Genomic DNA, 25554 nt, shown 5'->3' on the forward strand with positions numbered 1-25554 from the left:
TCATCCGACGATGAAGGCCTTTTACCTTTTATGGCTGTGTTGCGCGCTGCTTTAATTGCCGCCGGCTTTCGGCTCGGTCACGAAACCGATTTTCGTGAGTCCGCCCGCCTGAGCCGCGGACATGAGATCGGCCACGCGTTCGTACGCCACCTTGCGATCCGCGCGCAGATGAATCTCCGGCTGCGGGTTTTGCTGCGAAGCCTGCGCAATGCGCGCCTTGAGCGTCGCGTCGTCGATTTTCTGCTCGTCCCAGACGATCGTGCCATCGGCTTGAATCGCGACGTCCACATGCGACGGCTTTTCGTCTTGCGGCTGGCTGCTTGCGTGCGGCAGGTCGATCTTCACAGCGTGATGCATCGCGGGGATGGTCACGAGGAAAATGATGAGGAGCACCAGCATGACGTCGACGAGCGGCGTCATGTTGATCTCGCTCATCATGCCGTCGTCTTCATCGCCGGCGAAAGGGCTCATGGCCATCTTGAACCTCCGCTTACGATGCGCGCGTCGCGAGACGCAGGCTTTCGGACGTGGCGTCCTTGGTGCGCTTGGACGACGACAGCTTCGAGCCGGTCACGAAGAAGGCATGCAAGCCGTGCGCGAAGCGGTTCAGCTTCGTCACGACGCTCTTGTTCGCGCGCGTGAGGGCGTTGTAGCCGAGCACGGCAGGGATCGCGACGAAGAGACCGAAGGCCGTCATGATGAGCGACTCGCCCACCGGACCCGCCACTTGGTCGATCGATGTCTGGCCCGTCGCGCCAATTGTCAGGAGCGCGTGATAAATGCCCCAGACAGTACCGAACAGCCCGACGAACGGCGCCGTACTGCCGATCGATGCCAGCACGGCGAGCCCTGCTTGCATGCGGCCGACGCTTTCATCCATGACGTCTTTCAGGCATCGCGTGATCCACTCCGACACATCCATGCGGTCGTGCAGATGCGGCTGCGTCTGATGATGATGCTCGGACGCTTCCTGACCGGCCAGCGCCAGCGCGAGGTACGGGTTGTCAGCCGGATTCGACGACTGGCTGCTGATTTTCTTGATGCCGTCGTTGAAGTCGTCGGAATGCCAGAAGGCCTGATCGGCGTTCTTCGTGAGGCGCTTGAGACGCAGCACGTTCCATCCCTTGACGACGATCACGGTCCACGAAAGCACCGACATGATGACGAGCGCCAGCGCGATACCGCGTGTGACGAAGTCGCCTTGCGCCCAGACGTGCGCAATCCCGTAGTTGTTCATTTCCAGTTCCTGTTTCTATAAAAAGCCGGTCAGTCGTTCAGACTGAATACGAATGGCACCGTGGCGGTTGCCCGAATGGCTTCGCCATTCTCTTTGTAAGGACTGCACGCGCTGCTGCGCACGGCGTCGAGCGCCGCGTCGTCGAGGCGCTGCGAGCCGCTGCTCTTTTGCAGCGTCACATTCTCGATTTTGCCCGTAATACCGACCGTTAGCTTGACGAGCGAGGTGCCGGTTTCGCCGCGACGCCGCGACATCGCCGGATAATCCGGCTGCGCGATGTTGCAGCTCAGACGCGCGACGTTCTTCGGCGCGGCCAGATCCATCGTCGGTTTTCCGATCGCGGGCGCGGCCGGCGCGGCGGGCGCTGGCGCGGGCGGTGTCGGGGCCGGCGGTGTGGGATCGGGTGCGGGCGCGGCGATTTGCGAGGGCGTTTCGCGCACCGGCATCGGCGTGGGCTTCGGCTCGACCTTGGGTTTGACCTTCGGTTTGGGCTGCGGCTTTGGAACCGGTTTCGGCGGCTCGGGAGTCGGTGGCGACTGCACGGCGACAGGCTGCGGCGCGGGCGCCGGCGTTTCGCTGATCAGCTGCGCGGTGATCGTCTTCGCTTCGACGGGGCGCGGCAGCGGCTCGCGATGCATGGTGAGCGCCACGCCGAAGAGCGTGGCGTGAATCGCCAGCACGGCGACGCACGCGGCCACCACGCGCGGGTTCAAATTGCTCGGCGTCGTCGTGTCGAATACAGCGGGAGAGGTTGTTGGGGACTGCATTCTTATTCGCTGCTTGCGGTGTTGCCAGTAGCGCGGCCATCGAAGTTACGTACGTTCGCTGGTTCGGCGCGGAAGAAACCAAACGACATCATTTTCTGAAAATAATGAGGGATATGAATAGCGTAGCCACGAAACCAATCAGCAATTCCATCTTTCCCTCCTTAAGGGCAAAGAGTTGCGTGGCTGGCGTAGGTGATCGGAACCTGGCTTGCGATAAGCGATCAAGAAACCAAGCGGCGCGCTTCGCCGACAGCGGGGCGCCGAGCGCTATCTCGGTCGCGCCCCGCGCAACTTCAGGCAGCCTGGCGTTCGTAGAACGTGAGCGGCGCGACTTGCGCATGTTCGCGCTGTTCCATTCCACAGCGCGACGCGCAGACACCGCTCGTCGCCATGACGTCGCGCACGCTTGCTTCGCACTTCCCGCAGCATAGCGCGACCCCAAGCTCGAACTGGAGCTCGTCGAAGGATTCCATTCCATCGGCGATGGCGGAGCGGATCTTACGGTCGGAAACTGCTTTGCAGACACAGACGATCATGGTCGTTCGCGATAGCTTGCGTTAATGCGAATTATTATCATTCAGTAAGACGCTCTTGGCAAGCCGGGTTCTGTGTTTTTTGTAACACAGCGCGCGTGTTAGCCGATTTATTGCTTAGGAGCGTTTGCTGGTGGGGCTCCGACGGCTATGACGCCCCGGAAAAACCCTTAGACGATGTCGGGTTCGGCAAGGCGCGTGCGTCGCGAAGGGATCAGCACGTGTTCGACGCTGGCGTCGAGATGCAGAAGCGATGCCGCAAGCTGACGCTGGGATTCGCCGTCGGCGGTCGAGCAGAAGCGCGGCATGGATTCCACCGCAGCCGATGAGTTTTTCAGCGCGTTCGTTTCCAGCAGACGGTCGAGCTGGCGCGCGATGGCGATGCTGGTATCGACGAGTTGCAGCCGTTCGCCGGCGATCTCGCGAATGGCGCGGTCGAGAAACGGATAGTGCGTGCAGCCGAGCACCAGAGTATCCGCGCCGGCTTCGAGCATAGGCGCGAGATAGCCTTCGAGCAGCGCCATGAGTTCCGGCGACGACGTATCGCAGCGTTCGACGGCCTGCACGAGACCGTGTCCCGGCTGGCAGATGAAGCGGCAATCGCCCGCATAACGTTCGAGCAGCAACTGGAAGCGCGCGCTGCGCAAGGTCACCGCGGTTGCCAACACGCCGACGACGCGCGTCTTGGAAACGGCGGCGGCGGGCTTCACGCCCGGTTCGACGCCCACGAGCGGAATGGAAAGCCGCTCGCGCACGAGCGCGATGGATTGCGCGGTTGCCGTATTGCATGCGACGACGAGCGCTTTGGCGCCTTGCGCGACGAGCCATTCGCCGATGGCCATGGTGCGGTCGACGATGAAATCGTCATCGCGCTCGCCGTAAGGCGCGTACAGCGAGTCCGCGACATAGACGAGCCGCTCGTGCGGAAGCAACGCCCGCACCGCGCGCAGCACCGACAAGCCGCCGAGACCGGAATCGAAAATGCCGACCGGCGCGCTCGCGTTTACCGGAGCACGCGCGTTCGGCATGAGTGTGGGTACGACAACTACTGACATTGCGGACAGATATTTACTCGCCTTCGCCCATCATAGTCTGCTGGTAGTTCTGGATGCCAACCTTGTCGATCAGATCCAGTTGCGTTTCCAGCCAGTCGATGTGTTCCTCGGTGTCGTTCAGGATCTTGTCGAAGATATCGCGCGAGACGAAATCGCGCACCGATTCGCAATAGGCAATCGCCTCCTTGCACGTGGACTGCGAAATCTGTTCGAGCTTCAGGTCGCACTCGAGGATTTCCTTGGTCTCTTCGCCGATCAGGAGCTTGTGCAGGTCTTGCAGGTTCGGCAGACCGTCGAGCATGAACACGCGCTGGATGAGCCAGTCGGCGTGTTTCATTTCACCGATCGATTCGTCGTACTCATGCTTGCCGAGCTTTTCCAGGCCCCAGTGCTTGTACATCCGCGCGTGCAGGAAGTATTGATTGATCGCGGTCAGTTCATTTTTCAACTGCGCGTTCAGATATTCGATGACTTTAGCGTCGCCTTTCATGATTGTTCCTTTTCATAGCGTGGGGCATCCCGCAAAGATAAACGTTCTTAACGTCTCTGCCAAGGATGAGTGAATCTTTTTTGATTGCGATAAAACTGAGAATGGAAATCCTTCTCGATACCGCTTCTCCAAAACAAAAGAGCCGGACGCGCGGTCCGGCTCTTCATTGGCCGCGATCCGTGCGGCCTCGATCGATCAGACCGTCGCGACGGGAATCTTGCCGATCTTCGCCTGCCATTCGGCGGGACCCGTTTTGTGTACCGACGTGCCTTGCGAATCGACGGAGACCGTCACCGGCATGTCCCGCACGTCGAATTCGTAGATGGCTTCCATGCCGAGGTCTTCGAACGCCAGCACCTTCGCTTCGCGGATGGCTTTGGAGACGAGATATGCCGCGCCGCCCACGGCCATCAGATACGCCGCGTTGTGCTTCTTGATGGCCTCGATGGCGACAGGCCCGCGTTCGGCCTTGCCGATCATCGAGATGAGGCCGGTTTGCGCGAGCATCATCTCCGTGAACTTGTCCATGCGCGTGGCCGTGGTCGGGCCGGCGGGACCGACGGCTTCGTCGCGCACCGGGTCGACCGGGCCGACGTAATAGATCACGCGGTTGGTGAAATCGACCGGAAGTTTTTCGCCCTTGGCGAGCATGTCGGCAATGCGCTTGTGCGCCGCGTCGCGGCCCGTGAGCATCTTGCCCGACAAGAGCAACGTCTGGCCCGGCTTCCAGGAAGCCACTTCTTCCGGCGTCAGTGTATTCAGATCGACGCGCCTGCTGGTTTCCGTGTTCGGCGCCCAGGTCACGTCCGGCCACGCGTCGAGCGGCGGCGCCTCGAGCTTCGCCGCGCCCGAGCCGTCGAGCGTGAAGTGAGCGTGACGCGTGGCCGCGCAGTTCGGAATGATCGCGATGGGCTTGGACGCCGCGTGCGTCGGCGCCGCCATGATCTTCACGTCGAGCACGGTGGCAAGCCCGCCCAAACCTTGCGCGCCGATACCAAGCGCATTCACCTTCTCGTGCAGTTCCACGCGCAGTTCTTCGATCCAGTCCCGCGGTCCGCGCGCGATGACGTCCTGAATGTCGATGGGGTCCATGAGCGATTCCTTGGCCATCAGCATCGCCTTTTCCGCCGTGCCGCCGATGCCGATACCGAGCATGCCTGGCGGACACCAGCCCGCGCCCATCGTCGGCACGGTCTTGATGATCCAGTCGACGATGGAATCCGACGGGTTCAGCATCGCGAACTTAGACTTGTTTTCCGAGCCGCCGCCCTTGGCCGCGACCTGCACGTCGACCTTGTCGCCCGGCACGATCTCGTAGTGGATCACGGCGGGCGTGTTGTCCTTCGTGTTCTTGCGCGCGCCTTCGGGCGGGCTCACGATGGACGCGCGCAGCACGTTGTCCGGGTTCAGGTAACCGCGACGCACGCCTTCGTTGATCATGTCGGTGACGCTCATCGTCGCGCCGTCCCAACGCACGTCCATGCCAACCTTGACGAACACGGTCACGATGCCCGTGTCCTGGCAGATCGGACGCTTGCCTTCCGCGCACATGCGGCTATTGGTCAGGATCTGCGCGATGGCGTCCTTCGCGGCCGGGCTTTCCTCCAGCTCGTAGGCGCGGCCGAGCGCCTGAATGTAGTCGAGCGGATGGTAATAGCTGATGTATTGCAGCGAGTCGGCAATACTCTGGATCAGGTCTTCCTGCTTGATGACGGTCATGGCTTGGGCTTTTCGGGGACGAATATATTTGTGCGTTCTGATGACGCCTGAGGCTCAGTCGAGCGCGCTTCGGGGCGCGACTTCGCTGTGAAAATGTGCGGGATGCGTATGCGTGGTCAGCTTGTCGACGTACGCCATGATGAGCGCCGAGAACAGGAAGGCCATATGGATGATCACCTGCCACAGCACCGTATGAAACGTATGCTGGTCCGGGTTGATGAAGGTTTTGAGAAGATGGATCGACGAGATGCTGATGAGCGCCATCGAGAGCTTGACCTTCAGCACGCCCGCGTTGACGTGGTCGAGCCATTCGGGCTCGTCGGGATGACCTTCCACGCCCAGACGCGATACGAAGGTTTCGTAGCCGCCGACGATCACCATGATCAGCAGGTTCGAGATCATCACCACGTCGATGAGGCCGAGCACGACCAGCATGATGTTGGTTTCATCGAGCGTCATTGCGTGCGTGACGAGATGCCAGACTTCCTTCAGGAACAGCACGACGTATACGCCTTGCGCGACGATCAAGCCCAGATACAGCGGCACCTGCAGCCAGCGGCTCATGAAGATGATTTTCGGCAGCGCCTTCATCGAGCCGGGTTGGACGCGCGAGTCGGGTGTGTGCTTGGAAGCGGGCATGGGCGGCTTGTCGGTCGGCTGTCGGACGAGGAAAGGGAAGAAGCAACGAACAGGAAACGCGCGCGGGTCGTGGACCCGCGCTCAGGAAGCCCGCCATTGTAGCAAGTTGTATGTGACGATCCGCCCGGCTTTCAAAATGCGTCCGTGTCGGCGCGACTACTCGGCAACAGATACCGCCGCGCGCGTCTTCATGCTCGCGAGCCCGATGCCCGCGACCACGCAGGCGAGTGCGATGCCATGCGCGAAACTCGGCCGCTCCCCGAGAAACGCGATGCCATAGATCGCGGCGGCAATCGGCAGCACGGCGCAGAACACGCCGGCGAGACTGCCGTCGACATGGCGGATGCCTTTCATCCACAGCCAGAACGAGAAGATGCTCGCCGAGAGTCCATACCAGAGTACGAGCGCCCAGGTGAGCGGTTCGACGCCGCGCCAGTCGAACGCAACAAACGAAGCCGCGCCGAACGGCAGCATCAGCACGAAGCCTATGCCATGCGTATAAGCGCAGATGTCGATGGCCGGCAGCGTTTGCGTCAGACGCCGCGACAGGATCACATAGAGCGACTCGCAGCACACCGCGCCGAGCACCATCAGATTGCCCGTGAGCGAGCCCGCGCTGCCGTCGGCGTAGGCGTCGCCACTTTGCGCGACGTTAATGACGAGCACGCCCGCAATCGCAAGCGCGATCGATGCGAACGCGCGTCCGCTCGGCTTCTCCTTGAGAAAGAGCCACGAGAAGAGCGCGACGACAGCCGGAATCGTGCTCGTGATGACGCCCGCCGCGACCGCGCTCGTGCGTGCGACGCCATTCAACATCAGAAGCGTGAAGCCGAATGTGCCGAAGAATGCCTGCAGAAAGAGGTTGATCCATTCGCCGCGCGCGACCTGCCTCATCTTGGCGAGCCGGAAGAGCGGCCAAAGGACCAAGAGGGCGATCACGAAGCGCAGAAGCGCGAAGAGCGGAACGGGAACGGACGCGACGATGGACTTGCCGATACCGACGTTGCTTCCGACGAGCAGCATGGCTGCGATGAGTAAAAAGGCGTAGCGATTCAAGCTGGAATCCGCACTGCGAGTTCAGTTACGATTGTGGGGACACATTGTAATTGAAGCCGCCGCGACTCCGCGTATACCCCGTGCCTCTTGACCGGCGCGCGTAAGAAGCAGGTAAGTTGAACGGCATATCTTGGAGTACATGCGGGATGGCAGCGCTTTGCGAGCGACGCCGTTCCTGGAAAGGAGACAAGGTTCGGCCGGGAACGAAGCACGCTTTCCGGCTTTCGAACTTCATAACATGCGGCACGCGTTAGCAACGAAGCGCGCCGCCGGCTTTTGGAATCACCATCAGAGAGGTTGTCGATGTCTGCGATCGAATCGGTTCTTCAGGAAAAACGCGTGTTCCCGCCGTCTGCGAAAGCATCGGCGGGCGCGGCCATCTCCGGCATGGAGGCTTACAAGGCGCTCGTCGCCGAAGCCGAACGCGATTACGAAGGTTTCTGGGCGCGGCTCGCGCGCGAAACGCTGTCATGGCACAAGCCCTTTACCCGCGTGCTCGACGAATCCAAGGCGCCGTTCTACAAGTGGTTCGAAGACGGCGAGTTGAACGCTTCGTATAACTGTCTCGATCGCCATGTCGAAGCGGGCCGCGGCGGCGACAACGCCATCATCTTCGAAGCCGACGACGGCACGGTCACCAACGTCACGTATCAGGACTTGCTCGACCGCGTATGCCGTCTGGCCAATGCACTCAAAAAGCGCGGCGTGAAGAAGGGCGATCGCGTGGTGATCTATCTGCCGATGTCGGTGGAAGGCGTGGTCGCCATGCAGGCTTGCGTGCGGATCGGCGCGACGCATTCGGTCGTGTTCGGCGGCTTCTCGTCGAAGTCGCTCAACGAACGTCTCGTCGATGTCGGCGCGGTCGCGCTCATCACCGCCGACGAGCAGATGCGCGGCGGCAAGGCGTTGCCGCTCAAGAGCATCGCCGATGAAGCGCTCGCGGCCGGCGGCTGCGAGGCGGTGAAGAACGTCATCGTGTATCGCCGCACGGGCGGCAAGGTGCAATGGACCGAAGGACGCGACTCCTGGCTGCACGACGTAGTCGAGAATGAACCGGCGACGTGCGAGCCGGAATGGGTAAGCGCGGAGCATCCGCTCTTCATTCTGTACACGTCGGGTTCCACGGGCAAGCCGAAAGGCGTGCAGCACAGCACGGCGGGCGTGTTGCTGTGGGCCGCGCAGACCATGAAGTGGACCTTCGACATGAAGCCGGGCGATGTCTTCTGGTGTACGGCGGACATCGGCTGGATCACGGGACATAGTTACATTGCGTACGGGCCGCTCGCCATTGGAGCGACGCAAGTCATGTTCGAAGGCGTGCCCACGTATCCGCACGCCGGCCGTTTCTGGGAGATGATCGCGCGCCACAAGGTCACGATCTTCTACACGGCGCCGACGGCGATCCGCTCGCTCATCAAGGTCTCGGAAGCGGATCAGAAGGTCCATCCGAAGCGTTTCGATTTGTCGAGCCTGCGCATTCTCGGCACCGTCGGCGAGCCGATCAATCCCGAAGCGTGGATGTGGTATCACGAGAACGTGGGCGGCGGGCAGTGTCCTATCGTCGACACCTGGTGGCAGACCGAAACCGGCGGCCACATGATCACGCCGCTGCCGGGCGCGACGCCGCTCGTGCCGGGGTCGTGCACGTTGCCGTTGCCGGGCATCATGGCCGCTATCGTCGATGAAACCGGCCAGGACGTGCCGAATGGACAAGGCGGCATTCTGGTGGTCAAGCGTCCGTGGCCGTCCATGCTGCGCAACGTCTGGGGCGACCCGGACCGCTACAAGTCGAGCTACTTTCCCGAGGAACTCGGCGGCAAGCTGTATCTCGCGGGCGATGGCGCCGTGCGCGACAAGGACACCGGTTATTTCACGATCATGGGCCGTATCGACGACGTGCTGAACGTCTCCGGTCATAGGCTCGGGACGATGGAGATCGAATCGGCGCTGGTTGCGAACCCGATGGTCGCGGAGGCGGCAGTCGTCGGCCGTCCGGACGACACGACCGGTGAAGCCGTCGTGGCGTTCGTCGTGCTCAAGCGCGATCGTCCTGAGGGCGATGAAGCGAAGCAGATTGCGAACGAGCTGCGCAATTGGGTTGGCAAGGAGATCGGACCGATCGCCAAGCCGAAGGACATTCGCTTCGGTGAGAATTTGCCGAAGACGCGTTCGGGCAAGATCATGCGGCGTCTGCTGCGTTCGCTCGCGAAGGGCGAGCAGATCACGCAGGATGTTTCGACGCTCGAGAATCCGGCGATTCTGGATCAGCTCGGCGAGGCGCGTTGAGGGACGGTTTGCGATGTGTCGCGCACGTCAAGGCGCGCGCCGCATCGCGTTTAGCCGCATGCCGTGATTGCGGTTTAGCTCGATCGACGAGGGCAGGTACGTGAGCCTCTCCGTCTCCGTGCCATTCCATTCGGTCGTCTCGGCAGCGGACTCGTCCAGCCAGGGCAAACGCAGTTAGATTCGAACTCGATCCGCGTCCGCCCATCCCATCCCGCTGTAGTCCCCGATTGCCGATACCATGCGGTTTTGGTAAATAACCGCATGGTCATGCCGCCGCCCGCCGATTCCGCGCCACCCACGCTTCCCGCTCCGCCGCTCGTGCCGGCGGCAATGGCGCGCGCGCATCGGGCGTATTGGCGCTTCAATATCGCGTTGATCGGCGTGCTGCTCACGATCGGTTTCGTCGTCTCGTTCGGCGTGCCGCTTTTCGCGCAGCGTCTCGCGCACGTGCGCGTCGCGGGCTTTCCGCTGCCGTTCTACTTCGGGGCGCAAGGCGCGATACTCGTCTATGTCGCGTTGATCCTCGTCTATATCGTGCTGATGCAGATTGCCGATGCGCGTCTGTTGCGCGCGGCCGCGTTATCGGCGAGACAAGACGCAATGGACGCGGCCGCGCGATGAAGCTCACGAACCGGCTGATCCTCGCCTACGCGCTCTATACGCTCGGGTTTTTGCTCTTTATCTTTCTGATGGAGCGCATCGAGCGCACGACCGGGCCGGGCATGTGGATAGGCTACGTGTTCCTGTTCGTGCCGATCGCGGTGTATGCGGTCATCGGACTGCTTTCGCGCACGTCCGATCTCGTCGAATACTATGTCGCGGGCCGGCGCGTGCCGTCGGCGTTCAATGGCATGGCGACCGCGGCGGACTGGCTGTCGGCGGCGTCATTCATCGGACTCGCGGGATCGATCTATGCAAGCGGCTACGACGGCCTCGCCTACGTGATGGGCTGGACCGGCGGCTACTGCCTCGTCGCGTTCCTGCTCGCGCCGTACGTGCGCAAACTCGCGCGCTACACCATTCCCGACTTCCTCGGCACGCGCTTTTCCAGCAACCTCGTGCGCGCGCTCGCGGCCATCGCGGCGATACTCTGCTCGTTCGTCTATCTCGTCGCGCAGATTCAGGGCATCGGGTTGATCGCGTCGCGCTTTATCGGCATCGAGTTTTCCATCGGCATCTTTTGCGGGCTCGCGGGCATTCTCGTGTGCTCCTTTCTGGGCGGCATGCGCGCGGTGACGTGGACGCAGGTCGCGCAGTACATCATTCTGATCAGCGCGATGCTGATTCCCGTGTCGATGATCGCGCATCGCGAAGGCCTCGGCTGGCTGCCGCAACTCAACTATGGCCGCGTGATGGAGCGAGTCGAAGCCCTCGAGCGCGAAGTCGCGGCGTCACCCGACGAAGCGCGCGTGCGGATGGATTATCAACGTCAGGCGGCGCGGATGCAGCAGCGTATCGACGCGCTGCCGAAGTCGTTCTTCGACGAACACGGCCGTCTCGTCAACGAAGTCACGGACCTGCGCCGGCATAACGGACCGCTGCGCGAAATCAACGAGCGCGAGCGCGAACTGGCTTCGTTCCCCCGCGATCCCGCGGATGCGAAAGTCAAGTGGGCGCGCGAACGCGATGCCCTGACCGAGCGCGTCGCGGCTCCGGTTTCGATGGTCGAAGCCTTCGCGCCGGACTCCGCGAGCGATGAGACGCCGCGCTCGCATCAACTCAACTTCTTGTCGCTGCTGCTGTGCCTGTCGATCGGCACGGCCAGTCTGCCGCACATCCTCACGCGTTATAACACGACCACATCGGTGGCATCGGCGCGGCGCTCGGTTGGCTGGACCTTATTCTTCGTGGCGCTGTTTTATCTGACCGTGCCGGTGCTCGCGGTGCTCATCAAGCACGAGATTCTGACGGGCATTGTCGGCCACCGGTTCGCGGATCTGCCGCAGTGGGTCACGCAATGGCGGCGCGTGGAGCCGTATCTCATCCATATCAGCGATGTGAATGGCGATGGCATCGTGCGTTGGGCGGGAATCCAGATGCAGCCCGACATGGTCGTGCTTGCCGCGCCGGAGATCGCGGGCTTGCCGTACGTGATATCGGGATTGATCGCGGCGGGCGCGCTGGCGGCCGCGCTCTCGACGGCGGATGGCTTGCTGCTGACCATCGCGAATGCGCTTTCGCACGATGTCTATTACTGCATGGTCGATAAGAACGCGACCAGTCAGCGGCGCGTCACCATTTCCAAGATCTTGTTGCTGGGCGTGGCGTTGCTGGCATCGTGGGTGGCGTCGCTCAATACGGGAAATATTCTCTTTTTGGTGGGAGCCGCGTTTTCGCTGGCGGCGTCAAGTTTGTTTCCAGCGCTGGTGCTCGGTGTGTTCTGGAAGCGCACCACGCAGCGCGGCGTGGTCGCCGGGATGATTGCCGGGCTTGTCGTGTGCGTGTATTACATCGTGTCGACGTATCCGTTCTTCGTGCAACTGACCGGCTTCGCTGGGCATCGCTGGTTTGGCATCGAGCCGATCAGTTCTGGCGTCTTCGGTGTGCCGGCCGGTTTTGCGGTGGCGATCGTCGTGAGTCTTCTCGACCGGAAGCCGGATGCTTACACGCGCGCGCTCGTCGATTACATTCGACATCCGTAGGGGGTGGCGGGGCGGCGGGAAGTTGGTATAATCGCGGTCTTCCGGAGAGATGGATGAGCGGTTTAAGTCGCACGCCTGGAAAGCGTGTATAGGGTAAAACCTATCGGGGGTTCGAATCCCCCTCTCTCCGCCAGAATTTCAAGCCCTTGATTGTTCAAGGGCTTTTTTCTTTTCCAGCCGTAATGAACCTGTCCGCATTTTTGTGTGCGAGGCGGTTAGCGGAGTCACCCGCGTGCGTTGGTAAAACGCTCTCCAAACAGGATGGCAAACTGGTTCATCGCGGACGACCAGTCGAACGCCGCGCGTACTGACTTTGCCAGCACGTTGCGCAATGCCAGCCACAGCAGCTTGATGGCGGCCTCGTCATTGGGGAAGTGGCCGCGTGTCTTGATGATCTTGCGTAGTTGCATGTTCAGACTCTCAATGGCGTTTGTGGTGTAGACGACACGGCGTATGTCCGGCGGAAACACGAAGAACGGTGTGACGTTCTCCCACGCCCGTCGCCACGACTGCACGATAGTCGGATACTTCGCACCCCACGGGCCTTCGGCAAAGGCCTCCAGGGCCTGCTGAGCGGCCTGTTCACTCGCGGCGGCATAGACCGGGCGCAGCGCTGCGGCCACGCTCTTGCGGTCCTTGTAGCTGGCGTACTCCAGACTGTTGCGGATCAGATGCACGATGCAGGTCTGCACGGCCGTGCGCGGGTACGCCGTGCCAATCGCCTCAGCCAGTCCCTTCAGGCCGTCGACCACCGCGATCAGGATGTCCTGGCAGCCCCGGGTCTTCAGTTCGTTGAACACTTTCAGCCAGAACTTCGCACCTTCGGTCTGTTCGATCCACAGGCCGAGCACATCGCGCTGGCCGTCGGCCTGAATGCCCAGCGCCAGATACACCGCCTTGTTGCTCACCACGCCGTCGCCACGGATCTTCACACGCAGCGCGTCGAAGAACACCACCGGGTACATCGGCTCAAGCGGACGGCTTTGCCAGGCGAGCGCTTCAGCCATGACTTCGTCGGTGACCGAGCTGATGAAATCGGGCGAAACCTCGGTGCCATAGGCTTCGGCCAGAAACGCCTGGATCTCGCGCACACTCATGCCGCGCGCGTACATGGCGATGATGCGCTCGTCGAAACCGGTAAAACGGCGCTCGTGTTTCGGAATCAGGATGGGTTCAAAACTGCCGTCACGATCACGCGGCAGATCGACCCTGAGCGGGCCATAATCGGTGATGAGCGTCTTGCCGCTGGCGCCGTTACGTTCGTTGTCCTGGCCGTCGGGTTTCGGCTGCCCCGCCAGGTAGCCCAGATGCATCTTCATCTCGGCGCCCATCGCGCGCTCGATGAGTGCCTTGTTGAACGCCAGCATCAGGTCCTGGACCTCGGTGGGCGTCATCGGGCCTTTGACCAGGTCATCCAGCAGACCTTCCGGAAGGGCAGGCAGCGGCCCTCGGGCCGCTGCCTGAGAAGCGACGGTGCGTTTCTTCTTCATCGGCATATCCATGACTTTTACCTCTCATAATATGCCTCGCCCACAGAATTACGGATAGGTCCGCCGTAATTTTCGCCTTGCTCTTAGGCGATTCTCATCACGACAACGTCCGCGTTCCAGACGTTTCCCCAAGCGATGCGCTTCACGGAACACAAGCGATCGCCATTTCTCACGCGCGATCCAACCGGAAGTTCTCATCTGCGGGAAAAGCCGCACTCCTAAGCGTACGTCCTTGAAAAATTTAGTCAAATTCGCATCACTCGATGCTGGAAAGACTAACCATCGACGGTACTCCGCGCTAAGGTTCACGCGCTGCAACTCCCTATCAACTCAAGGAATTGAAACATGAGCATCTTCGGTGACATCGTCAACAAGATTTTCCACAAGGCAAAGCCCGCCGAGCAAGCGCCCGCAGTCGAAGCGCAACCGGTCCCGGCTGATGTCGCACAAGCCGACGTGGCGCCGGCTCCTGCCGCACTGTCCGACATCGACGTGGCCGCCGTCATGGACGGCTTGGCGCGCGAAAGCGGCCAGACGCTCAACTGGCGCGTATCGATCGTCGATCTGATGAAACTTCTGCAAGTAGACAGCAGCCTCGACCATCGCAAGCAGTTGGCCGCCGAGCTGAAGTACAGCGGCGACACCAACGACTCGGCGACGATGAACATCTGGTTGCACAAGCAACTGATGCAGGCATTGGCTGCCAATGGCGGCAAGCTGCCGTCGGATATGCTCGCTTAAACGCAAGCAAATACAGTCAGCAGAACAAGCCCGCTATCGGAGTCATTTCCGATAGCAGGCTTCTTTTTGGACAGACACGGGGAAAAGGAGGCGCCGTAAGAACGATGGCTACGACGGCAAGGCTAGGCCTCTAATAATGCTCGATTGAATCGCGCACATGGCAGGGCGGGGCCAACCGTGTATCCATCTCTTACGACATTCAACAGAATAGTCGATCCTGCTTCGGTGTCGATATCGGATTAATCGTGTTTCTGCAAACGTTTCATCGTCAAATTGCCGAAGAAACGTACGCTCCGTGCTTACCGTTGCCGCGGCGCAGTCGCGAAAGCCTCGATCGGATCGCGCGACGCGGCCGCTTTTTCCTCGCGTTTCCTGGCTGATGAGTCCGGTCGCGCGAACGCGGCGATGGGATCGGACTGGTTTGCGGTATCGACGTGCTGTGATGTATCCGCCACTTTTCGTTTTGGTGACACCGTCTTCGCCGCATGTTGCGGCGTGCTTTGTCGCGCGCCCGCCGTACTGCTAACCCATTCTTCGCTGTAGGTCGCGAAGGCCGACGATGCACAGGTCAACGCCAGGAATCCGAATGAAACAATAAGAGCGCTAAGTGTTCGCATGATTTCGTGATTGTTTTCCAATTGGCGGATGCACCATGACGCTGCCTGGTACGTGGACATGGGCGCGTAACGGTTGAAATCGTTGCAGTGAGAAGCCCCGCGCGTGCGGGGCTGTGAGTCGCTCGACTCGATACCGCGTGCTTTTGCTCGCGGTCAAGTCGTTTAGTGAGCGATCATCGCTTGAGCAGCCTGCTCTGCGTCGAAATGCAATGCGGCGTTTGCCGCCTGTTCCTGCGCCATGAATTCACGCGCCGTCTGAACGCCCTTTTCAAAAGACGCGCGAGCCGTGTGCTCTTCGAGCGCGGCGATCAACGGCATCTGTTCTTCTGCGACGGAGTGGAGCAGGCTCAGGATGTCGCGACGCATGGTTTCCGGGTACGAGCAAAAGTGTTCGAAGCCGCCCGGCGCTGCGACGATATTGACGAGCGATGACAGCAGGCGCGCACGATTGGCGCAATGCTCGCCGATAGCCATGGAGTGGGAAGTGGTGACGCGGCCGTTGGAGTCGACGGAAACTTGCAGGTCCTTCATTATTGTGAGCCTCTTTATGGTCTGTAGGAGGTATGCATTTAAGCGACTCACGCTGCAAAAAACCTTCGGACAATTCTTAATCGTTGTGATGGAGACGATAATTAACGTTTAGTAGGTCCGATGGCGATCACGCCAAACCGTTCGCGAGTGTCGCGCCCAAGCCGCCAACAGTAATGGACGCTTTGTCCGGAAACGCGCGTGTCAGCGCGCCGCACGAATGCACGGCGCGCGGTTCTATGTCACGCACGACTACTGCTTCATCGTCCCAGTAGAATTCGCGCCCTTTGCGGGCGCCTGCGTCGCGTCGGGCGCCATGCCCTTCTCGCGCTGTTGCATGAGCGTGCCGCTTCCCGCTGTGCCCGACGGCACGCCGCCCTGGGCCGAGTCGTTCATGTTCTTGCCCGGCGAGACGCCCGGTTGTACCTGCTGCATTTGGGAAGGACGCTGATTCAACTGATCGCGCGACATCTCCTGCGCCAGCGTGGCGGTGCTGACTAAGGCAATGAAAGCGCCGGCAACCAATGCGGTGGATTTCATGTTTGTCTCCTAGAAGTCCGGCGCGAGAGGTGCGCCGTGTGCCGACTTCGTAAGCATCGCGCGTGCCGCGTCGAAACGGCGGCTTTCTTGTCTTAAATCATTCGCAAAGACTAGGATTTATGGACGGGCAAAAGCCGCTGTTGGTTCGTTACAATTCGTGGTCCAGAAGATCTGGAACGGATCGAAATCCGTTTCAATCAACAGAATGTTACGGAGTTTTCCATGTCGATTTCCCTGAACGAATTAATGGCATGGAGCGCACGCATGCCCGATCCATCGAGCGAAGAAGCGCGAATGCTTCAGACCATGATTGCGCGCCGCGATAGCGAATTGCGCTTGCGCATTGCCGATCTCATCTCGAAAATAAGTGAGCGTGAGAATTGGCGCTTGCATGTGTGCGCCGCGACTGCGCGACGTGTCGAGCAAACGCCTGCCGATGGTCTGGAAGCGGTTTATCAGTTTTTCGTCGGCCGAAATGAAGGCACCATCCGTGCCGATATACCAGCGCCCGAGCCGCTTCCGGAACCGCCGGTGAATACGCCGGTTGCCGTCGAAAACGTCAGTCGTCTGTCCGCGTCCACGCACGCTGCACCACCTTCGCTGGTACATGGCGTTGCGCCTATCGAACATTTGTATCGCCACATGTCCACGCTTGAAGCCAGCGTCGCCAAGACGCCCGGCATTACATGTGGCGTACAGGGCATTCGAATCATGCGCATGGTTGCTTTAATGTCCAAGGCACGGTCCGCGCAATTAGCTAAGTTGCGCATGAGTGGAACTCAGGCAATCTACCGCCATATGTGATTAGCGTAGCCGGAAGAGTCACGGCGTTTCACGGAATTGCATTCACGGAAACGTCGCGAGTCAATCTTACGAGATACATGAGAAGCCTCGGCCTTTTCAAGGCGTCGATTGAATCTACCGACGCCTCGGCTATACTAAGTTTTCCGCAGTTCAATCGTATTGAAGATTAAAGCGTCATTGAGCGATGCATATTAGTGGCGTTTCAATCTTCAAGCTCGCAATTCATCGCGAAGCAATTTAAAGTCGCGAACTTCGAGTACGGATCGCGTGACGTCTGGCGATCGGAGCGAGGGGCAGCCGGGGAGTCAATGTGAAGAGTCTGCTCAGCAGAAGAGGCACCTTACTCGATAATGCGCCATCGTTTCTCTTACGGCCAAAAGCGCCTGATTCCTTTCGAATGCACGCCCCTCAGCCGCATGACGATGACGATGACACTGGTGCCGAGCCGCCTACCGTCGCCACACCCGCTGCGCAGGCAACGCGCGTCACGCCTCTTCGGCCGATAGGCGCATCGGCGCAGCAAGTCAATTCGCAAGCGTTGCAGGCTGCTCAAATAGCTGAAGTCGAATGGCTGATTCAGCAATCATCGTTATCGACGTTTCGCGCTTTTCAAAGTTTTGCGTTTTCGACCACTCTCCTGTTTTACCCGCGTGACCTGACGTACTATTCGGTACTTTTCCACGACGACGCTGTGTGGCGAGTCCTGAAAGCAGAAGATGCCGATGCCGCTGAAGCCGCGTTCCGTCACTTCGTCGAGCAAGCCATGCGACTCGCCGAAGCCGAAATGCGGCGCGCATACCTGGAAGCACAGAACGAACAGTACACACGGTTGATTGCAGAATCCGAAGCGCAAGTCGAGCGTGTGCGGGTCGATCTGCAGCGTGGCAATAGTCAGGATCAGCAAGTCGCAGCCAGGCAGCAGGAAATACGTCGCGAGCTTGCCCAACTAGAAGGCCGGCGAGTCTCGGCACAGGTGCAGCTCAGCAAACTTCAACGTCAGCTTCATCAACTCGAAACGACCTGCAACGAAGTTGTCCCGCACCTTCCGTCGCGTCGTTGAGTTGTTCCATAGTGGGGCAAAAAAAGAGTGCTGGCGGCAATAAGCTAAAATGGCGGTTTTGGCGGCTAGATAATTTTTTCGGCATACTCGCCGCCGTATCGCGAAATGTAGGTGCTTAGCCCGCGTCCAGTGTTAGCTAGCCGTTTCATCTCCTCGACTGTCGTACGCCCCGGCGTGCAATAGTCGTATAAATAGGTCCCGCCGTTGACAAAGCGTATTTTTATGCCGTCGTGCAGGATTTCGAAAGCCGCAATGCCCGATTTGCCCGAAAGATTTTTATAAGGCTGCATGAGTATTTTCCCGCATGCTGGATCTGGCGCGGCCGTGTGGCCGTGTAATGCGAGTCCGACAGCGCGCGTGATCCTAAAGTATTGCCGGCGTCAGCCGTTATCGATTTCATGCAACCGCCGCGGCCGGGGCCGACAGAGTGTCATGGATAAAGATCAGATACCGTTTCTGGATTCGAGCGATCCACACTTCGAACACGCTCGTGCGTTGAGCCTGTCGGTCGGAGCCATCCGGCGTGCACAAGGCAAATGCAATCCCAACGACTTCCCCGTGGGCTCGCTCGAATGGCATTTCGCCATCGAAGACTTCGCCGGCGATGTCCTGAAGGCGCTGATGGGCGAGACCGAAGGCGTCGACGTCCACGTCGGCGAGCGCCGCCGCGACTAGGCGGCTCGCCGAAATCCGTCCGCCCCTCAGAGCTTGACGCCGCCCGCCTCGGGCGCGTCGACGCCGGATGGCGGGATCGCGCCCGTCGGACTCACATCGTCCGGCCGCGTCTCATTGGTCCAATAAGGCTCTCGTCCGTAGTGCTGATGCACCGTGGTCGCCCAGACGCGGTCGGCCATGGAAGGCCACGCATCCTTGTCGAAACCGGGCGAGCTGCGCACTTCCTCGGCAGTCGCGGTTAGCCGAAAGCAGCGACTGTCGGTATCCAGCGTCAGCGCGCTCCAGGGAATGGCCAGCAGCTTGTTGCCGATGCCAAGAAAGCCCCCGCTCGACAGCACCGCATATGCAATACGTCCGCTGCTCACATCCAGCATGATTTCCTTCAGCGAGCCGACGTCGTGACCGTCGCTCGACAACACCGAATTTCCATCGAGCGTACTTGCGGCCATCACGTCCGGGCCAGGTCCGGCGGCGGTCGCGGCGCCTTTGCCTATGATCGTCGCGCCGCCCGAGGCGGGTTCCATCGGTTGGTTCATGATTCGCTCCTTACGCGTGAAAAACGTTGCGCGGTGTCGGTTTTCAAAGGTGCATGAGCCGCTCTTTTTCTTCAACTAAGCAGCAACGTTCGTTCCCATCGATGCCTGTTTGAATGCGCGCTAATGGCGTCTGCTAAGCTCGGGCTTCTTTTTCCCCGATGCCTCCTTAGTCCATGATCGATGTCGAGGAACTGCTTGCGGTTGCCTATAAGAAGGAACGTGAACGGAGCCGCCGGCTGTCCAAAGGCGCTTCGTTGTCCGAGCACGAAGCGCTCATCAGGACGATGACGAAAGTCGCCGGTTCGCAAAGCCTCGCCGATTTGATCGCGACCCGACGTGCAACGCAGCGGAAGTTTGCCGATGCCGTACGAACGCGCGAGGCCGAGCGTGCGAGCCGCGCGAACCGAAAACCCGTGGTCACCGATGCGCCCGCCTGGCGCGGCTGGTTCGACGGCTCCGCGCTGCCGAATCCGGGGCGCGTCGGCATTGGCGCGGTATTGCAGAGCCCGCAAGGCGAGGTCGTCGAAATCAGCGCGGAAGCGGGACGCGGCGACAGCAGCGTTGCCGAATATCGCGCGCTCATCGCGCTATTGGAAGCCGCCTTGCGCGAAGGCGCGACGGAGATCGCGATTCACGGCGACAGCCGCGTCGTGATCGACGATATGCACGCCAGCGAAGGCGCGGGCATTCGTTCCCTGACTCATTTTGCGCGCGAGGCGCGGGCGCTCATCGCCCGGATCGGCGCGGTCCGCCTCACGTGGATTCCGCGCGAACGGAATGCGAGCGCGGACGTGCTGTCGCGTCGGGCGCTCGACGGAGCGTCGATTCAAATGGACACGCACGACGCTCAGCCGAGCTCGCGCACGTCCGCTATGGCCGCGCTGCCGAACGCATCGCTCAACAAGTAGGCGATCAGCTTCTCGGACGATTGCCGCGGCGTCGCGAGCTGACCGTCGCGCTTGAGGGCATCGAAACGTTCTCGCAGCGGAAAGCGTTCGAGTCCGGTCGAGCGGATTTCGGCCTGCATGTCCGTATCGACGACACCCGGCGCGACGCTGCAAATGCGCAGCGTGCGATCCCCGGCTTGCTCCGAATCCAGTGCGACCGCGCGCGCGTGATGATCGAGCGCGGCCTTGGTCGCGCAGTACACGCTCCAACCGGGATAGGCGTTGCGCGCCGCGCCGCTCGAAATATGCGCAATGCGTTTGTCCGCGACGTGCGCAGCCTGTGCGGCGAAGGCTGCGGCGAACATCAGCGGAGCGGCAACGTTGACGCTGACCGCGCGCGCGATGGTCGCGGCGTTCTGATCCGCGAGCGCGCCGATCGGTGCCAGCATGCCCGCATTGTTGACGAGGAGCGCCTGGTCCGCATCGCCGATGAACGTGCGCAATGCGTCGCTTTCTAGCCAGCGGCCGAGGGCATCCAAGTCGGTCAAATCCAGTTCCACCTCTTCGAGCTTGCCGGAATAGCGCGCGGCGAGCGCGGCGTTTGTGTTGCGCGAGAGGGCGAGAAGCCGAATGTCTCGCGCGAGCAGCGTTTCGGCGAGCGCCGCGCCAAGGCCGCGCGTGTGGCCCGTCACGATTGCGATGGTGTTTTTCGACATGGGGCGTATTCCGGTTGTCCGTGAGCGCCTCGATTCTAGCGGCAAGCAACACGGGTCGCTGACTATGCTGAAGAGGGCGAAATCCGCAACCTCAATAAAGCAGAAAAAAGCGCGTTCGTTGGTTCAAGGTCACAGAGGGCTTTGCTGACGCTTTTCGACCTGACAACCTCGATTGCAGAATCGACAATCGCTCTCAGAACCAAAACGAACTATCGGAGCTCTTTATGCCAATCCGTCCGCGAAACTGCCGTGATACTTCTTCGGCCGCCGATGCTGGCCTCACGCCATCGAGCGCGCTGTTCGGCGTCCAGGCGGCGGTGGCAACCATCATCGCAGTCGTCGGGACGCCGTCGGCGGCCTGGGCGCAAAGTTCGGTGCAGCTCTATGGCGAAATCGACACCGGCGTGGCCTATGTCAGCAACGTGGGCGGGAAGTCGCAGTATCGGCTGACGAGCGGCACGATCGATGGCAGCTATTGGGGGCTGCAAGGCTCGGAGGACCTCGGCGGCGGCGCGCGCGCCATCTTCCGGCTGGAGCGCGGGTTCTCGTCGGTATCGGGAGAGGGCTTGAACGATCATCCGATGTACGTCGGACTCGGCACCGACACGCTCGGCACGGTGACGTTCGGGCATCAATACGATTCCATCCACGATTACCTCGCGCCATTCACGTTGACAGGCGGCACTGGCGGCACCGCGTTCGCCCATTTGCTCGATAACGACAACGCCAACAACTCGTACCTTGCCGCGAATTCCGTGAAGTACACGAGCGCTTCCTATGGCGGCCTGAGCTTCGGCGGGTTGTACGCGTTCTCTAATGCCGCCGGCCAGTTTGCGGAGAATCGCGCGTACAGCATCGGCGCGAACTATTCGCTCGGGTCGTTCAGCGCGGGCGCTGCCTATCTGCATAACAACGGACGCGGCGACACCACGAGCGGCGCGTACGACGCATTGGCGCTTCCCGGCGCGGCCAGCACGGTCTACTCGGCGAACGTTCAGCAGCAGAATACTTTCGGCGTGGGCGCAAGCTATGAACTCGGTGCGGTCACGCTGGGCGGCGCCTTTTCACGCACCGTCAATTCTGGCGTGACCGATGCCGACACCGGCAACGTCATGCCATCGCTCGGGCTGAACAACTACGAGATCAACGGCATTTACAAGCTCACGCAGTCCATCGCGATAGCGGGCATGTATGTCTATACCAGCGGCGGCGGCGCGCACTGGCATGAGGGCGCGCTGCAGGTGGATTATCTGCTGTCGAAACGCACCGATGTTTATCTCGAATCGATTTATCAGAGAGCATCGTCGCAGGCGCCAGCGGTGGTTTATGGCAATGATCCGTCGAGCGGCCGAAATCAGTTGATGTTCACGACGGGAATACGTCATCGTTTTTAAATGTGGTGCTGCACATTTTCACGTAATTCGAACGATTATTACGCTCGTAATTGCAATGCTCTTTTGGCATCGCAAAGTCTGTTTCCCCAAAGATTCGTGGCGATATGCGCAATTAAAATTGCAGCGGTTGTCGTGCAGCGCGAGATTGGCAAGAGAATCTCGTTGGTCTGCCTTGCAATACCGGTGCGTCGGAGTTTTGTCGGCATCCGCTGCGGCGACTCGCGCAATAGCCTGTTTCTCAATTTCCCCCATGATCCACATCGCGGATTTGCGATAATCACCCATTTTCCCGCTCGAACTCGCCTTACAGTTATTTGACTTTTTCCTGATCACCCTTTGAAGCGACGTTTCTCGCGCCGCTGATTCGCCCATCGTTGTTCAAGGATTTATCGATGATTACTCGCCCGCCCGGCACGTCTGAGACGCGCTCGTTCACCACGGTTTTTTTGATCGAGATGTGGGAGCGTTTTGGTTATTACGGCATGGCTGCGTTGCTCGTACTGTTCATGATTGACAAGATCGGTTTCGCCGACGAGCACGCCAATCTCACATGGGGCGCATTTACCGCGCTGGTTTTCTCCGCGCCGTCCATAGGCGGCTGGATTGGCGATAAAGTGCTCGGCGCGCGGCGCACGATGACGCTTGGCGCAATCGTGCTTGCGCTCGGTTATTTCATGCTGGCGCTGCCATACGACGCGCTCGGGTTCATGTATGCGTCGCTTGGCGTGATCGTCGTCGGTAATGGGCTTTTCAAGTCGAATGCGGCGAATCTCGTGCGACGAATTTACGAAGGCGATATCGCACGTATCGACAGTGCGTTCACCATTTACTACATGGCGGTGAATATCGGCTCGACCTTTTCGATGCTCGCCACGCCGTGGATCAAAGATCACTGGGGCTGGCACGCGGCCTTTGCGGTGTGCTGCGGCGGCATGCTGCTCGGACTTCTGAATTTTGCGCTGATGCGACGCACGCTCGCGCATATCGGCTCGGCGCCCGACGAAGCGCCTTTGAACTGGAGGCGCTTGTTCGCGGTCATCGGCGGCGGCGTGATGTTGGCGCTGGCAACAGTGTTCATCCTGCAGCACAAGGCCGTGGCCGTGACGTGCGTGTATGGCGCGGGCGTCGCGATTCTCGCGATCTTCGGCTACATGCTGAGCGTGTGCGATCGTAGCGAGCGCGCGGGACTCGTCGCCGCGCTGATCCTCGTATTTCAGGTCATCCTGTTCTTCGTGTTCTATCAGCAGATGTCGACGTCGCTCACGCTGTTCGCCCTGCGCAATGTCGATCCTTCGTTCTCCATTGCAGGCCGGCATCTCTTCAGTTGGAGCGCGGCGCAGTTTCAGGCGCTCAATCCGATCTGGATCATGCTGCTGAGTCCTATGCTCGCGCTGGCCTATACACGTCTCGGGCGTAGCGGCCGCGACATTTCCGTTGCGGCGAAGTACGCCCTTGGCTTTGTCGTCGTGGCGATTGGCTTTTTCGTCTTCGGATTGAGCGGGCGCTACGCGGTGGAAGGGCGCGTGTCGTCGTGGTTCATGGTGGCGGGGTACGGACTCTACTCGCTCGGCGAGTTGCTGGTGTCGGGCCTTGGTCTCGCGATGATCGCGCGTTACGTGCCGGCGCGCATGAGCGGCTTCATGATGGGCGCGTATTTCGTGGCGACGGGCGTGTCGCAGTATCTTGGCAGCGTGGTTGCCAATTTGGCACGCATGCCGAGCGGCAGTCTCGATGCGGTGCAGTCGTTGCCGCTTTATACGCATCTGTTCTTCGGACTGGGATGGCTTGCGACGGCCGGCGCGGCCATCGCATTCATCTTGCTGCCGTTGCTCAATAAGCTTTCGCGGGAGCACCATCGAGCGTTGCATTCTGGCGAAGAAACGCACGCAAGCGAAATACTTCTGCGTGTTTCATCGACTTGATGAAAACTCCGTTTGACGTAGCGAGCAAATTGCGCCTATAATTCAATTCTTCAGACGCGGGGTGGAGCAGTCTGGCAGCTCGTCGGGCTCATAACCCGAAGGTCGTAGGTTCAAATCCTACCCCCGCAACCAAGTTTCAAAGCAAAGAGCCCGGTTAAAGCCGGGCTCTTTGCTTTTGTGCGTTTGTTTGGCTTTTGCGCGCCGTTATCCTGATTGCAAGGCAAAACTAAAACACAAGGCCGCGTCGAAAAATTCATCCCCAACAAGCACGAAAAGCCTGCATGAGCATTCACTCATGCAGGCTTTGTGCATTCTTGCCAGCCGTTGTCCGAAGGACGCACGTCGAGTGCGCGTACTACCCGCGAACTTTCGCACCGATGACCAGACGGCCACTCAAGAGCGAAACCGCGACTAATCAGACTAAGGCTATGACCGGCTATCGGGCCGCTGTACCAGACAACTCAAACGACTCCGAACAGCTTTGATGCAGGCGAGGGCTCAAGACCCACGTCGATCAATAGAATTTCTTCGGCAATTGCGCGCGACGGATCTGCTTGCGCAGGCGAGCGACAGCAGCAGCTTTCTTGCGCTTGCGCTCGGTGGTCGGCTTTTCATACGCCATGCGCGACTTGAGTTCTTGAATCAGGCCCGTGCGCTCGACGGTACGGCGAAAACGGCGCATGGCGACGTCGAAAGGCTCATTCTCTTTCAGCAGTACTTTTGTCATTGAATTCTCGGTTGATCTGGCCCTGCCAGAATTTAGGGCAAAGCGCAATTGTACACTTTTTGAGAGCCGGCCTGCATCCTCTTTCCACTCGGACATGCTTGGCGGTGACTCGGGATGTTCATCGTAGGTCGTTGAATCGAGACGACAATCCCGGAATACCCGGGTTCGCGGAGTCAGAATCCGCGCGAGCGTGAAGGGCGCGGCAAAGGCACCATCTCACGCGCTTCGGGCTGCTCGATCACCACATCCGACGTCGCAAGCGCCACGCACGGCAGAACCCAGCGTTCGGCTTTTTCTTCCGCCGTCAGCCCCGGCCACTCTATTCGATACCGCACGTCGCCTTCGATCAGGCGGCACATGCACGCGCGGCACGTGCCGTTACGGCAGGAACTCGGCAGCGCCACGCGTGCCTTTTGCGCGGCTTCGAGCAGCGAGACGTTTTCATCGACCGGGACGACGAACCCGGCCGGCTCGACGCGCATTACGAACGCGC

28 protein-coding genes and 2 tRNA genes are annotated in these 25554 nt (G+C 60.4%); 12 read left to right on the forward strand and 18 right to left on the reverse strand.

The window, feature by feature from the left end; all coding sequences use genetic code 11:
- Nucleotides 1-51: 51 nt before the first annotated feature.
- The 9 genes from P9250_RS23815 to P9250_RS23855 form a co-directional block, all read right to left on the reverse strand.
- Nucleotides 52-477, reverse strand: a complete 426-nt coding sequence (locus P9250_RS23815; protein WP_244827621.1) for a biopolymer transporter ExbD — start codon at nt 475-477, stop codon at nt 52-54.
- A 13-nt stretch (nt 478-490) separates the two neighbouring features.
- Complete coding sequence (locus P9250_RS23820; RefSeq protein ID WP_244827622.1) at nt 491-1237, reverse strand: MotA/TolQ/ExbB proton channel family protein; 747 nt, start codon at nt 1235-1237, stop codon at nt 491-493.
- Between the two features lie 29 nt (nt 1238-1266).
- Nucleotides 1267-2004 (reverse strand): energy transducer TonB, encoded by a 738-nt coding sequence (locus P9250_RS23825; RefSeq protein ID WP_310395513.1) that lies wholly within the window; start codon nt 2002-2004, stop codon nt 1267-1269.
- Between the two features lie 293 nt (nt 2005-2297).
- Nucleotides 2298-2540 (reverse strand): bacterioferritin-associated ferredoxin, encoded by a 243-nt coding sequence (locus P9250_RS23830; protein WP_244827624.1) that lies wholly within the window; start codon nt 2538-2540, stop codon nt 2298-2300.
- A gap of 167 nt (nt 2541-2707) precedes the next feature.
- A complete protein-coding gene (gene murI / locus P9250_RS23835; protein WP_310395515.1) occupies nt 2708-3592 on the reverse strand; it encodes a glutamate racemase in 885 nt (294 codons plus the stop codon).
- 13 nt (nt 3593-3605) lie between these two features.
- Nucleotides 3606-4082, reverse strand: a complete 477-nt coding sequence (gene bfr / locus P9250_RS23840) for a bacterioferritin (RefSeq protein ID WP_244827626.1) — start codon at nt 4080-4082, stop codon at nt 3606-3608.
- Between the two features lie 195 nt (nt 4083-4277).
- Entirely contained in the window at nt 4278-5801 is a 1524-nt protein-coding gene (locus P9250_RS23845; RefSeq protein WP_310395518.1) for a fumarate hydratase, read from the reverse strand.
- A gap of 54 nt (nt 5802-5855) precedes the next feature.
- Nucleotides 5856-6392, reverse strand: coding sequence for a TIGR00645 family protein (locus P9250_RS23850; RefSeq protein ID WP_404989359.1), 537 nt, complete (start codon nt 6390-6392; stop codon nt 5856-5858).
- Nucleotides 6393-6596: 204 nt separating this feature from the next.
- Nucleotides 6597-7496 carry a DMT family transporter gene (locus P9250_RS23855; RefSeq protein WP_310395520.1) on the reverse strand — a complete coding sequence of 300 codons (900 nt, stop codon included), beginning with the start codon at nt 7494-7496 and terminating at the stop codon, nt 6597-6599.
- 303 nt (nt 7497-7799) lie between these two features.
- Between P9250_RS23855 and acs the strand changes: the two genes are divergently transcribed.
- The 4 genes from acs (at nt 7800) to P9250_RS23875 (ending at nt 12557) form a co-directional block, all read left to right on the forward strand.
- On the forward strand, nt 7800-9782 hold the full coding sequence (gene acs, locus P9250_RS23860) for an acetate--CoA ligase (protein ID WP_310395522.1): 1983 nt from the start codon (nt 7800-7802) through the stop codon (nt 9780-9782).
- 261 nt (nt 9783-10043) lie between these two features.
- Nucleotides 10044-10403, forward strand: a complete 360-nt coding sequence (locus P9250_RS23865) for a DUF4212 domain-containing protein (RefSeq protein ID WP_409014931.1) — start codon at nt 10044-10046, stop codon at nt 10401-10403.
- Nucleotides 10400-12424 carry a sodium:solute symporter family protein gene (locus P9250_RS23870; protein ID WP_310395525.1) on the forward strand — a complete coding sequence of 675 codons (2025 nt, stop codon included), beginning with the start codon at nt 10400-10402 and terminating at the stop codon, nt 12422-12424. The genes P9250_RS23865 and P9250_RS23870 overlap by 4 nt, the downstream gene beginning before the upstream one ends.
- Nucleotides 12425-12467: 43 nt before the next feature.
- Nucleotides 12468-12557: transfer RNA gene (locus P9250_RS23875), tRNA-Ser, on the forward strand.
- A gap of 91 nt (nt 12558-12648) precedes the next feature.
- Here the strand turns inward: P9250_RS23875 and P9250_RS23880 are convergent.
- On the reverse strand, nt 12649-13920 hold the full coding sequence (locus P9250_RS23880) for an IS256 family transposase (RefSeq protein WP_370652123.1): 1272 nt from the start codon (nt 13918-13920) through the stop codon (nt 12649-12651).
- Nucleotides 13921-14259: 339 nt separating this feature from the next.
- Between P9250_RS23880 and P9250_RS23885 the strand changes: the two genes are divergently transcribed.
- The gene (locus P9250_RS23885; RefSeq protein WP_310395528.1) at nt 14260-14655 is read left to right on the forward strand and encodes a DUF3597 domain-containing protein; all 396 of its coding nucleotides are present in this window, start codon (nt 14260-14262) and stop codon (nt 14653-14655) included.
- A 299-nt stretch (nt 14656-14954) separates the two neighbouring features.
- On the opposite strand, the gene P9250_RS23890 is transcribed toward P9250_RS23885, so the two are convergent.
- From P9250_RS23890 to P9250_RS23900, 3 genes are all read right to left on the reverse strand, one after another.
- Nucleotides 14955-15332 (reverse strand): hypothetical protein, encoded by a 378-nt coding sequence (locus P9250_RS23890; RefSeq protein ID WP_310395530.1) that lies wholly within the window; start codon nt 15330-15332, stop codon nt 14955-14957.
- A gap of 102 nt (nt 15333-15434) precedes the next feature.
- A complete protein-coding gene (locus P9250_RS23895) occupies nt 15435-15854 on the reverse strand; it encodes a hypothetical protein (protein ID WP_250464370.1) in 420 nt (139 codons plus the stop codon).
- 198 nt (nt 15855-16052) lie between these two features.
- Nucleotides 16053-16340 carry a hypothetical protein gene (locus P9250_RS23900; protein ID WP_309958813.1) on the reverse strand — a complete coding sequence of 96 codons (288 nt, stop codon included), beginning with the start codon at nt 16338-16340 and terminating at the stop codon, nt 16053-16055.
- 306 nt (nt 16341-16646) lie between these two features.
- On the opposite strand from P9250_RS23900, the gene P9250_RS23905 reads away from it, so the two are divergent.
- Nucleotides 16647-17144 (forward strand): hypothetical protein, encoded by a 498-nt coding sequence (locus P9250_RS23905; RefSeq protein WP_250508869.1) that lies wholly within the window; start codon nt 16647-16649, stop codon nt 17142-17144.
- 310 nt (nt 17145-17454) lie between these two features.
- Nucleotides 17455-18204 (forward strand): DUF2968 domain-containing protein, encoded by a 750-nt coding sequence (locus P9250_RS23910; protein WP_250464373.1) that lies wholly within the window; start codon nt 17455-17457, stop codon nt 18202-18204.
- Between the two features lie 65 nt (nt 18205-18269).
- On the opposite strand, the gene P9250_RS23915 is transcribed toward P9250_RS23910, so the two are convergent.
- Complete coding sequence (locus P9250_RS23915) at nt 18270-18494, reverse strand: hypothetical protein (protein WP_310395533.1); 225 nt, start codon at nt 18492-18494, stop codon at nt 18270-18272.
- Between the two features lie 142 nt (nt 18495-18636).
- Here P9250_RS23915 and P9250_RS23920 point away from each other — a divergent pair, with 142 nt between their 5' ends.
- Complete coding sequence (locus P9250_RS23920; protein WP_250508871.1) at nt 18637-18879, forward strand: hypothetical protein; 243 nt, start codon at nt 18637-18639, stop codon at nt 18877-18879.
- Between the two features lie 26 nt (nt 18880-18905).
- Here the strand turns inward: P9250_RS23920 and P9250_RS23925 are convergent, their stop codons facing one another.
- Nucleotides 18906-19415, reverse strand: coding sequence for a PRC-barrel domain-containing protein (locus P9250_RS23925; RefSeq protein WP_310395535.1), 510 nt, complete (start codon nt 19413-19415; stop codon nt 18906-18908).
- A gap of 173 nt (nt 19416-19588) precedes the next feature.
- On the opposite strand from P9250_RS23925, the gene P9250_RS23930 reads away from it, so the two are divergent.
- The gene (locus P9250_RS23930) at nt 19589-20323 is read left to right on the forward strand and encodes a ribonuclease HI family protein (RefSeq protein WP_250508873.1); all 735 of its coding nucleotides are present in this window, start codon (nt 19589-19591) and stop codon (nt 20321-20323) included.
- Here P9250_RS23930 and P9250_RS23935 read toward each other — a convergent pair.
- Nucleotides 20263-21018, reverse strand: a complete 756-nt coding sequence (locus P9250_RS23935; protein WP_310395538.1) for an SDR family oxidoreductase — start codon at nt 21016-21018, stop codon at nt 20263-20265. The genes P9250_RS23930 and P9250_RS23935 overlap by 61 nt on opposite strands.
- Before the next feature lie 224 nt (nt 21019-21242).
- Here P9250_RS23935 and P9250_RS23940 point away from each other — a divergent pair, with 224 nt between their 5' ends.
- The 3 genes from P9250_RS23940 (at nt 21243) to P9250_RS23950 (ending at nt 24466) form a co-directional block, all read left to right on the forward strand.
- Nucleotides 21243-22412 (forward strand): porin, encoded by a 1170-nt coding sequence (locus tag P9250_RS23940; RefSeq protein WP_310395540.1) that lies wholly within the window; start codon nt 21243-21245, stop codon nt 22410-22412.
- Nucleotides 22413-22804: 392 nt separating this feature from the next.
- Nucleotides 22805-24334 carry an oligopeptide:H+ symporter gene (locus P9250_RS23945; protein ID WP_310395542.1) on the forward strand — a complete coding sequence of 510 codons (1530 nt, stop codon included), beginning with the start codon at nt 22805-22807 and terminating at the stop codon, nt 24332-24334.
- Nucleotides 24335-24389: 55 nt separating this feature from the next.
- A tRNA-Met gene (locus P9250_RS23950) sits at nt 24390-24466 on the forward strand.
- Between the two features lie 382 nt (nt 24467-24848).
- On the opposite strand, the gene rpsU is transcribed toward P9250_RS23950, so the two are convergent.
- Both rpsU and P9250_RS23960 read right to left on the reverse strand, forming a co-directional pair.
- Nucleotides 24849-25061, reverse strand: a complete 213-nt coding sequence (gene rpsU / locus P9250_RS23955; RefSeq protein ID WP_006999077.1) for a 30S ribosomal protein S21 — start codon at nt 25059-25061, stop codon at nt 24849-24851.
- 173 nt (nt 25062-25234) lie between these two features.
- Entirely contained in the window at nt 25235-25543 is a 309-nt protein-coding gene (locus P9250_RS23960) for a 2Fe-2S iron-sulfur cluster binding domain-containing protein (protein ID WP_310396857.1), read from the reverse strand.
- Nucleotides 25544-25554 lie beyond the last annotated feature (11 nt).

It is taken from the genome of Caballeronia sp. LP006, assembly GCF_031450995.1.
Taxonomy (GTDB): Bacteria; Pseudomonadota; Gammaproteobacteria; order Burkholderiales; family Burkholderiaceae; genus Caballeronia.

What these genes read in the sequence shown, in the direction of transcription:
- P9250_RS23940 (WP_310395540.1), top strand. Translation starts at nt 21,243, where the DNA reads ATGCCAATCCGTCCGCGAAACTGCCGTGATACTTCTTCGGCCGCCGAT.
- P9250_RS23830 (WP_244827624.1), bottom strand. Translation starts at nt 2,540, where the DNA reads ATGATCGTCTGTGTCTGCAAAGCAGTTTCCGACCGTAAGATCCGCTCC.
- P9250_RS23925 (WP_310395535.1), bottom strand. Translation starts at nt 19,415, where the DNA reads ATGAACCAACCGATGGAACCCGCCTCGGGCGGCGCGACGATCATAGGC.
- P9250_RS23880 (WP_370652123.1), bottom strand. Translation starts at nt 13,920, where the DNA reads ATGCCGATGAAGAAGAAACGCACCGTCGCTTCTCAGGCAGCGGCCCGA.
- P9250_RS23935 (WP_310395538.1), bottom strand. Translation starts at nt 21,018, where the DNA reads ATGTCGAAAAACACCATCGCAATCGTGACGGGCCACACGCGCGGCCTT.
- P9250_RS23905 (WP_250508869.1), top strand. Translation starts at nt 16,647, where the DNA reads ATGATTGCGCGCCGCGATAGCGAATTGCGCTTGCGCATTGCCGATCTC.
- P9250_RS23870 (WP_310395525.1), top strand. Translation starts at nt 10,400, where the DNA reads ATGAAGCTCACGAACCGGCTGATCCTCGCCTACGCGCTCTATACGCTC.
- P9250_RS23850 (WP_404989359.1), bottom strand. Translation starts at nt 6,392, where the DNA reads ATGAAGGCGCTGCCGAAAATCATCTTCATGAGCCGCTGGCTGCAGGTG.
- bfr (WP_244827626.1), bottom strand. Translation starts at nt 4,082, where the DNA reads ATGAAAGGCGACGCTAAAGTCATCGAATATCTGAACGCGCAGTTGAAA.
- P9250_RS23865 (WP_409014931.1), top strand. Translation starts at nt 10,044, where the DNA reads ATGGTCATGCCGCCGCCCGCCGATTCCGCGCCACCCACGCTTCCCGCT.
- P9250_RS23930 (WP_250508873.1), top strand. Translation starts at nt 19,589, where the DNA reads ATGATCGATGTCGAGGAACTGCTTGCGGTTGCCTATAAGAAGGAACGT.
- P9250_RS23885 (WP_310395528.1), top strand. Translation starts at nt 14,260, where the DNA reads ATGAGCATCTTCGGTGACATCGTCAACAAGATTTTCCACAAGGCAAAG.
- P9250_RS23920 (WP_250508871.1), top strand. Translation starts at nt 18,637, where the DNA reads ATGGATAAAGATCAGATACCGTTTCTGGATTCGAGCGATCCACACTTC.
- P9250_RS23945 (WP_310395542.1), top strand. Translation starts at nt 22,805, where the DNA reads ATGATTACTCGCCCGCCCGGCACGTCTGAGACGCGCTCGTTCACCACG.
- rpsU (WP_006999077.1), bottom strand. Translation starts at nt 25,061, where the DNA reads ATGACAAAAGTACTGCTGAAAGAGAATGAGCCTTTCGACGTCGCCATG.
- P9250_RS23845 (WP_310395518.1), bottom strand. Translation starts at nt 5,801, where the DNA reads ATGACCGTCATCAAGCAGGAAGACCTGATCCAGAGTATTGCCGACTCG.
- P9250_RS23890 (WP_310395530.1), bottom strand. Translation starts at nt 15,332, where the DNA reads ATGTCCACGTACCAGGCAGCGTCATGGTGCATCCGCCAATTGGAAAAC.
- murI (WP_310395515.1), bottom strand. Translation starts at nt 3,592, where the DNA reads ATGTCAGTAGTTGTCGTACCCACACTCATGCCGAACGCGCGTGCTCCG.
- P9250_RS23960 (WP_310396857.1), bottom strand. Translation starts at nt 25,543, where the DNA reads ATGCGCGTCGAGCCGGCCGGGTTCGTCGTCCCGGTCGATGAAAACGTC.
- P9250_RS23825 (WP_310395513.1), bottom strand. Translation starts at nt 2,004, where the DNA reads ATGCAGTCCCCAACAACCTCTCCCGCTGTATTCGACACGACGACGCCG.
- acs (WP_310395522.1), top strand. Translation starts at nt 7,800, where the DNA reads ATGTCTGCGATCGAATCGGTTCTTCAGGAAAAACGCGTGTTCCCGCCG.
- P9250_RS23815 (WP_244827621.1), bottom strand. Translation starts at nt 477, where the DNA reads ATGGCCATGAGCCCTTTCGCCGGCGATGAAGACGACGGCATGATGAGC.
- P9250_RS23915 (WP_310395533.1), bottom strand. Translation starts at nt 18,494, where the DNA reads ATGCAGCCTTATAAAAATCTTTCGGGCAAATCGGGCATTGCGGCTTTC.
- P9250_RS23820 (WP_244827622.1), bottom strand. Translation starts at nt 1,237, where the DNA reads ATGAACAACTACGGGATTGCGCACGTCTGGGCGCAAGGCGACTTCGTC.
- P9250_RS23900 (WP_309958813.1), bottom strand. Translation starts at nt 16,340, where the DNA reads ATGAAATCCACCGCATTGGTTGCCGGCGCTTTCATTGCCTTAGTCAGC.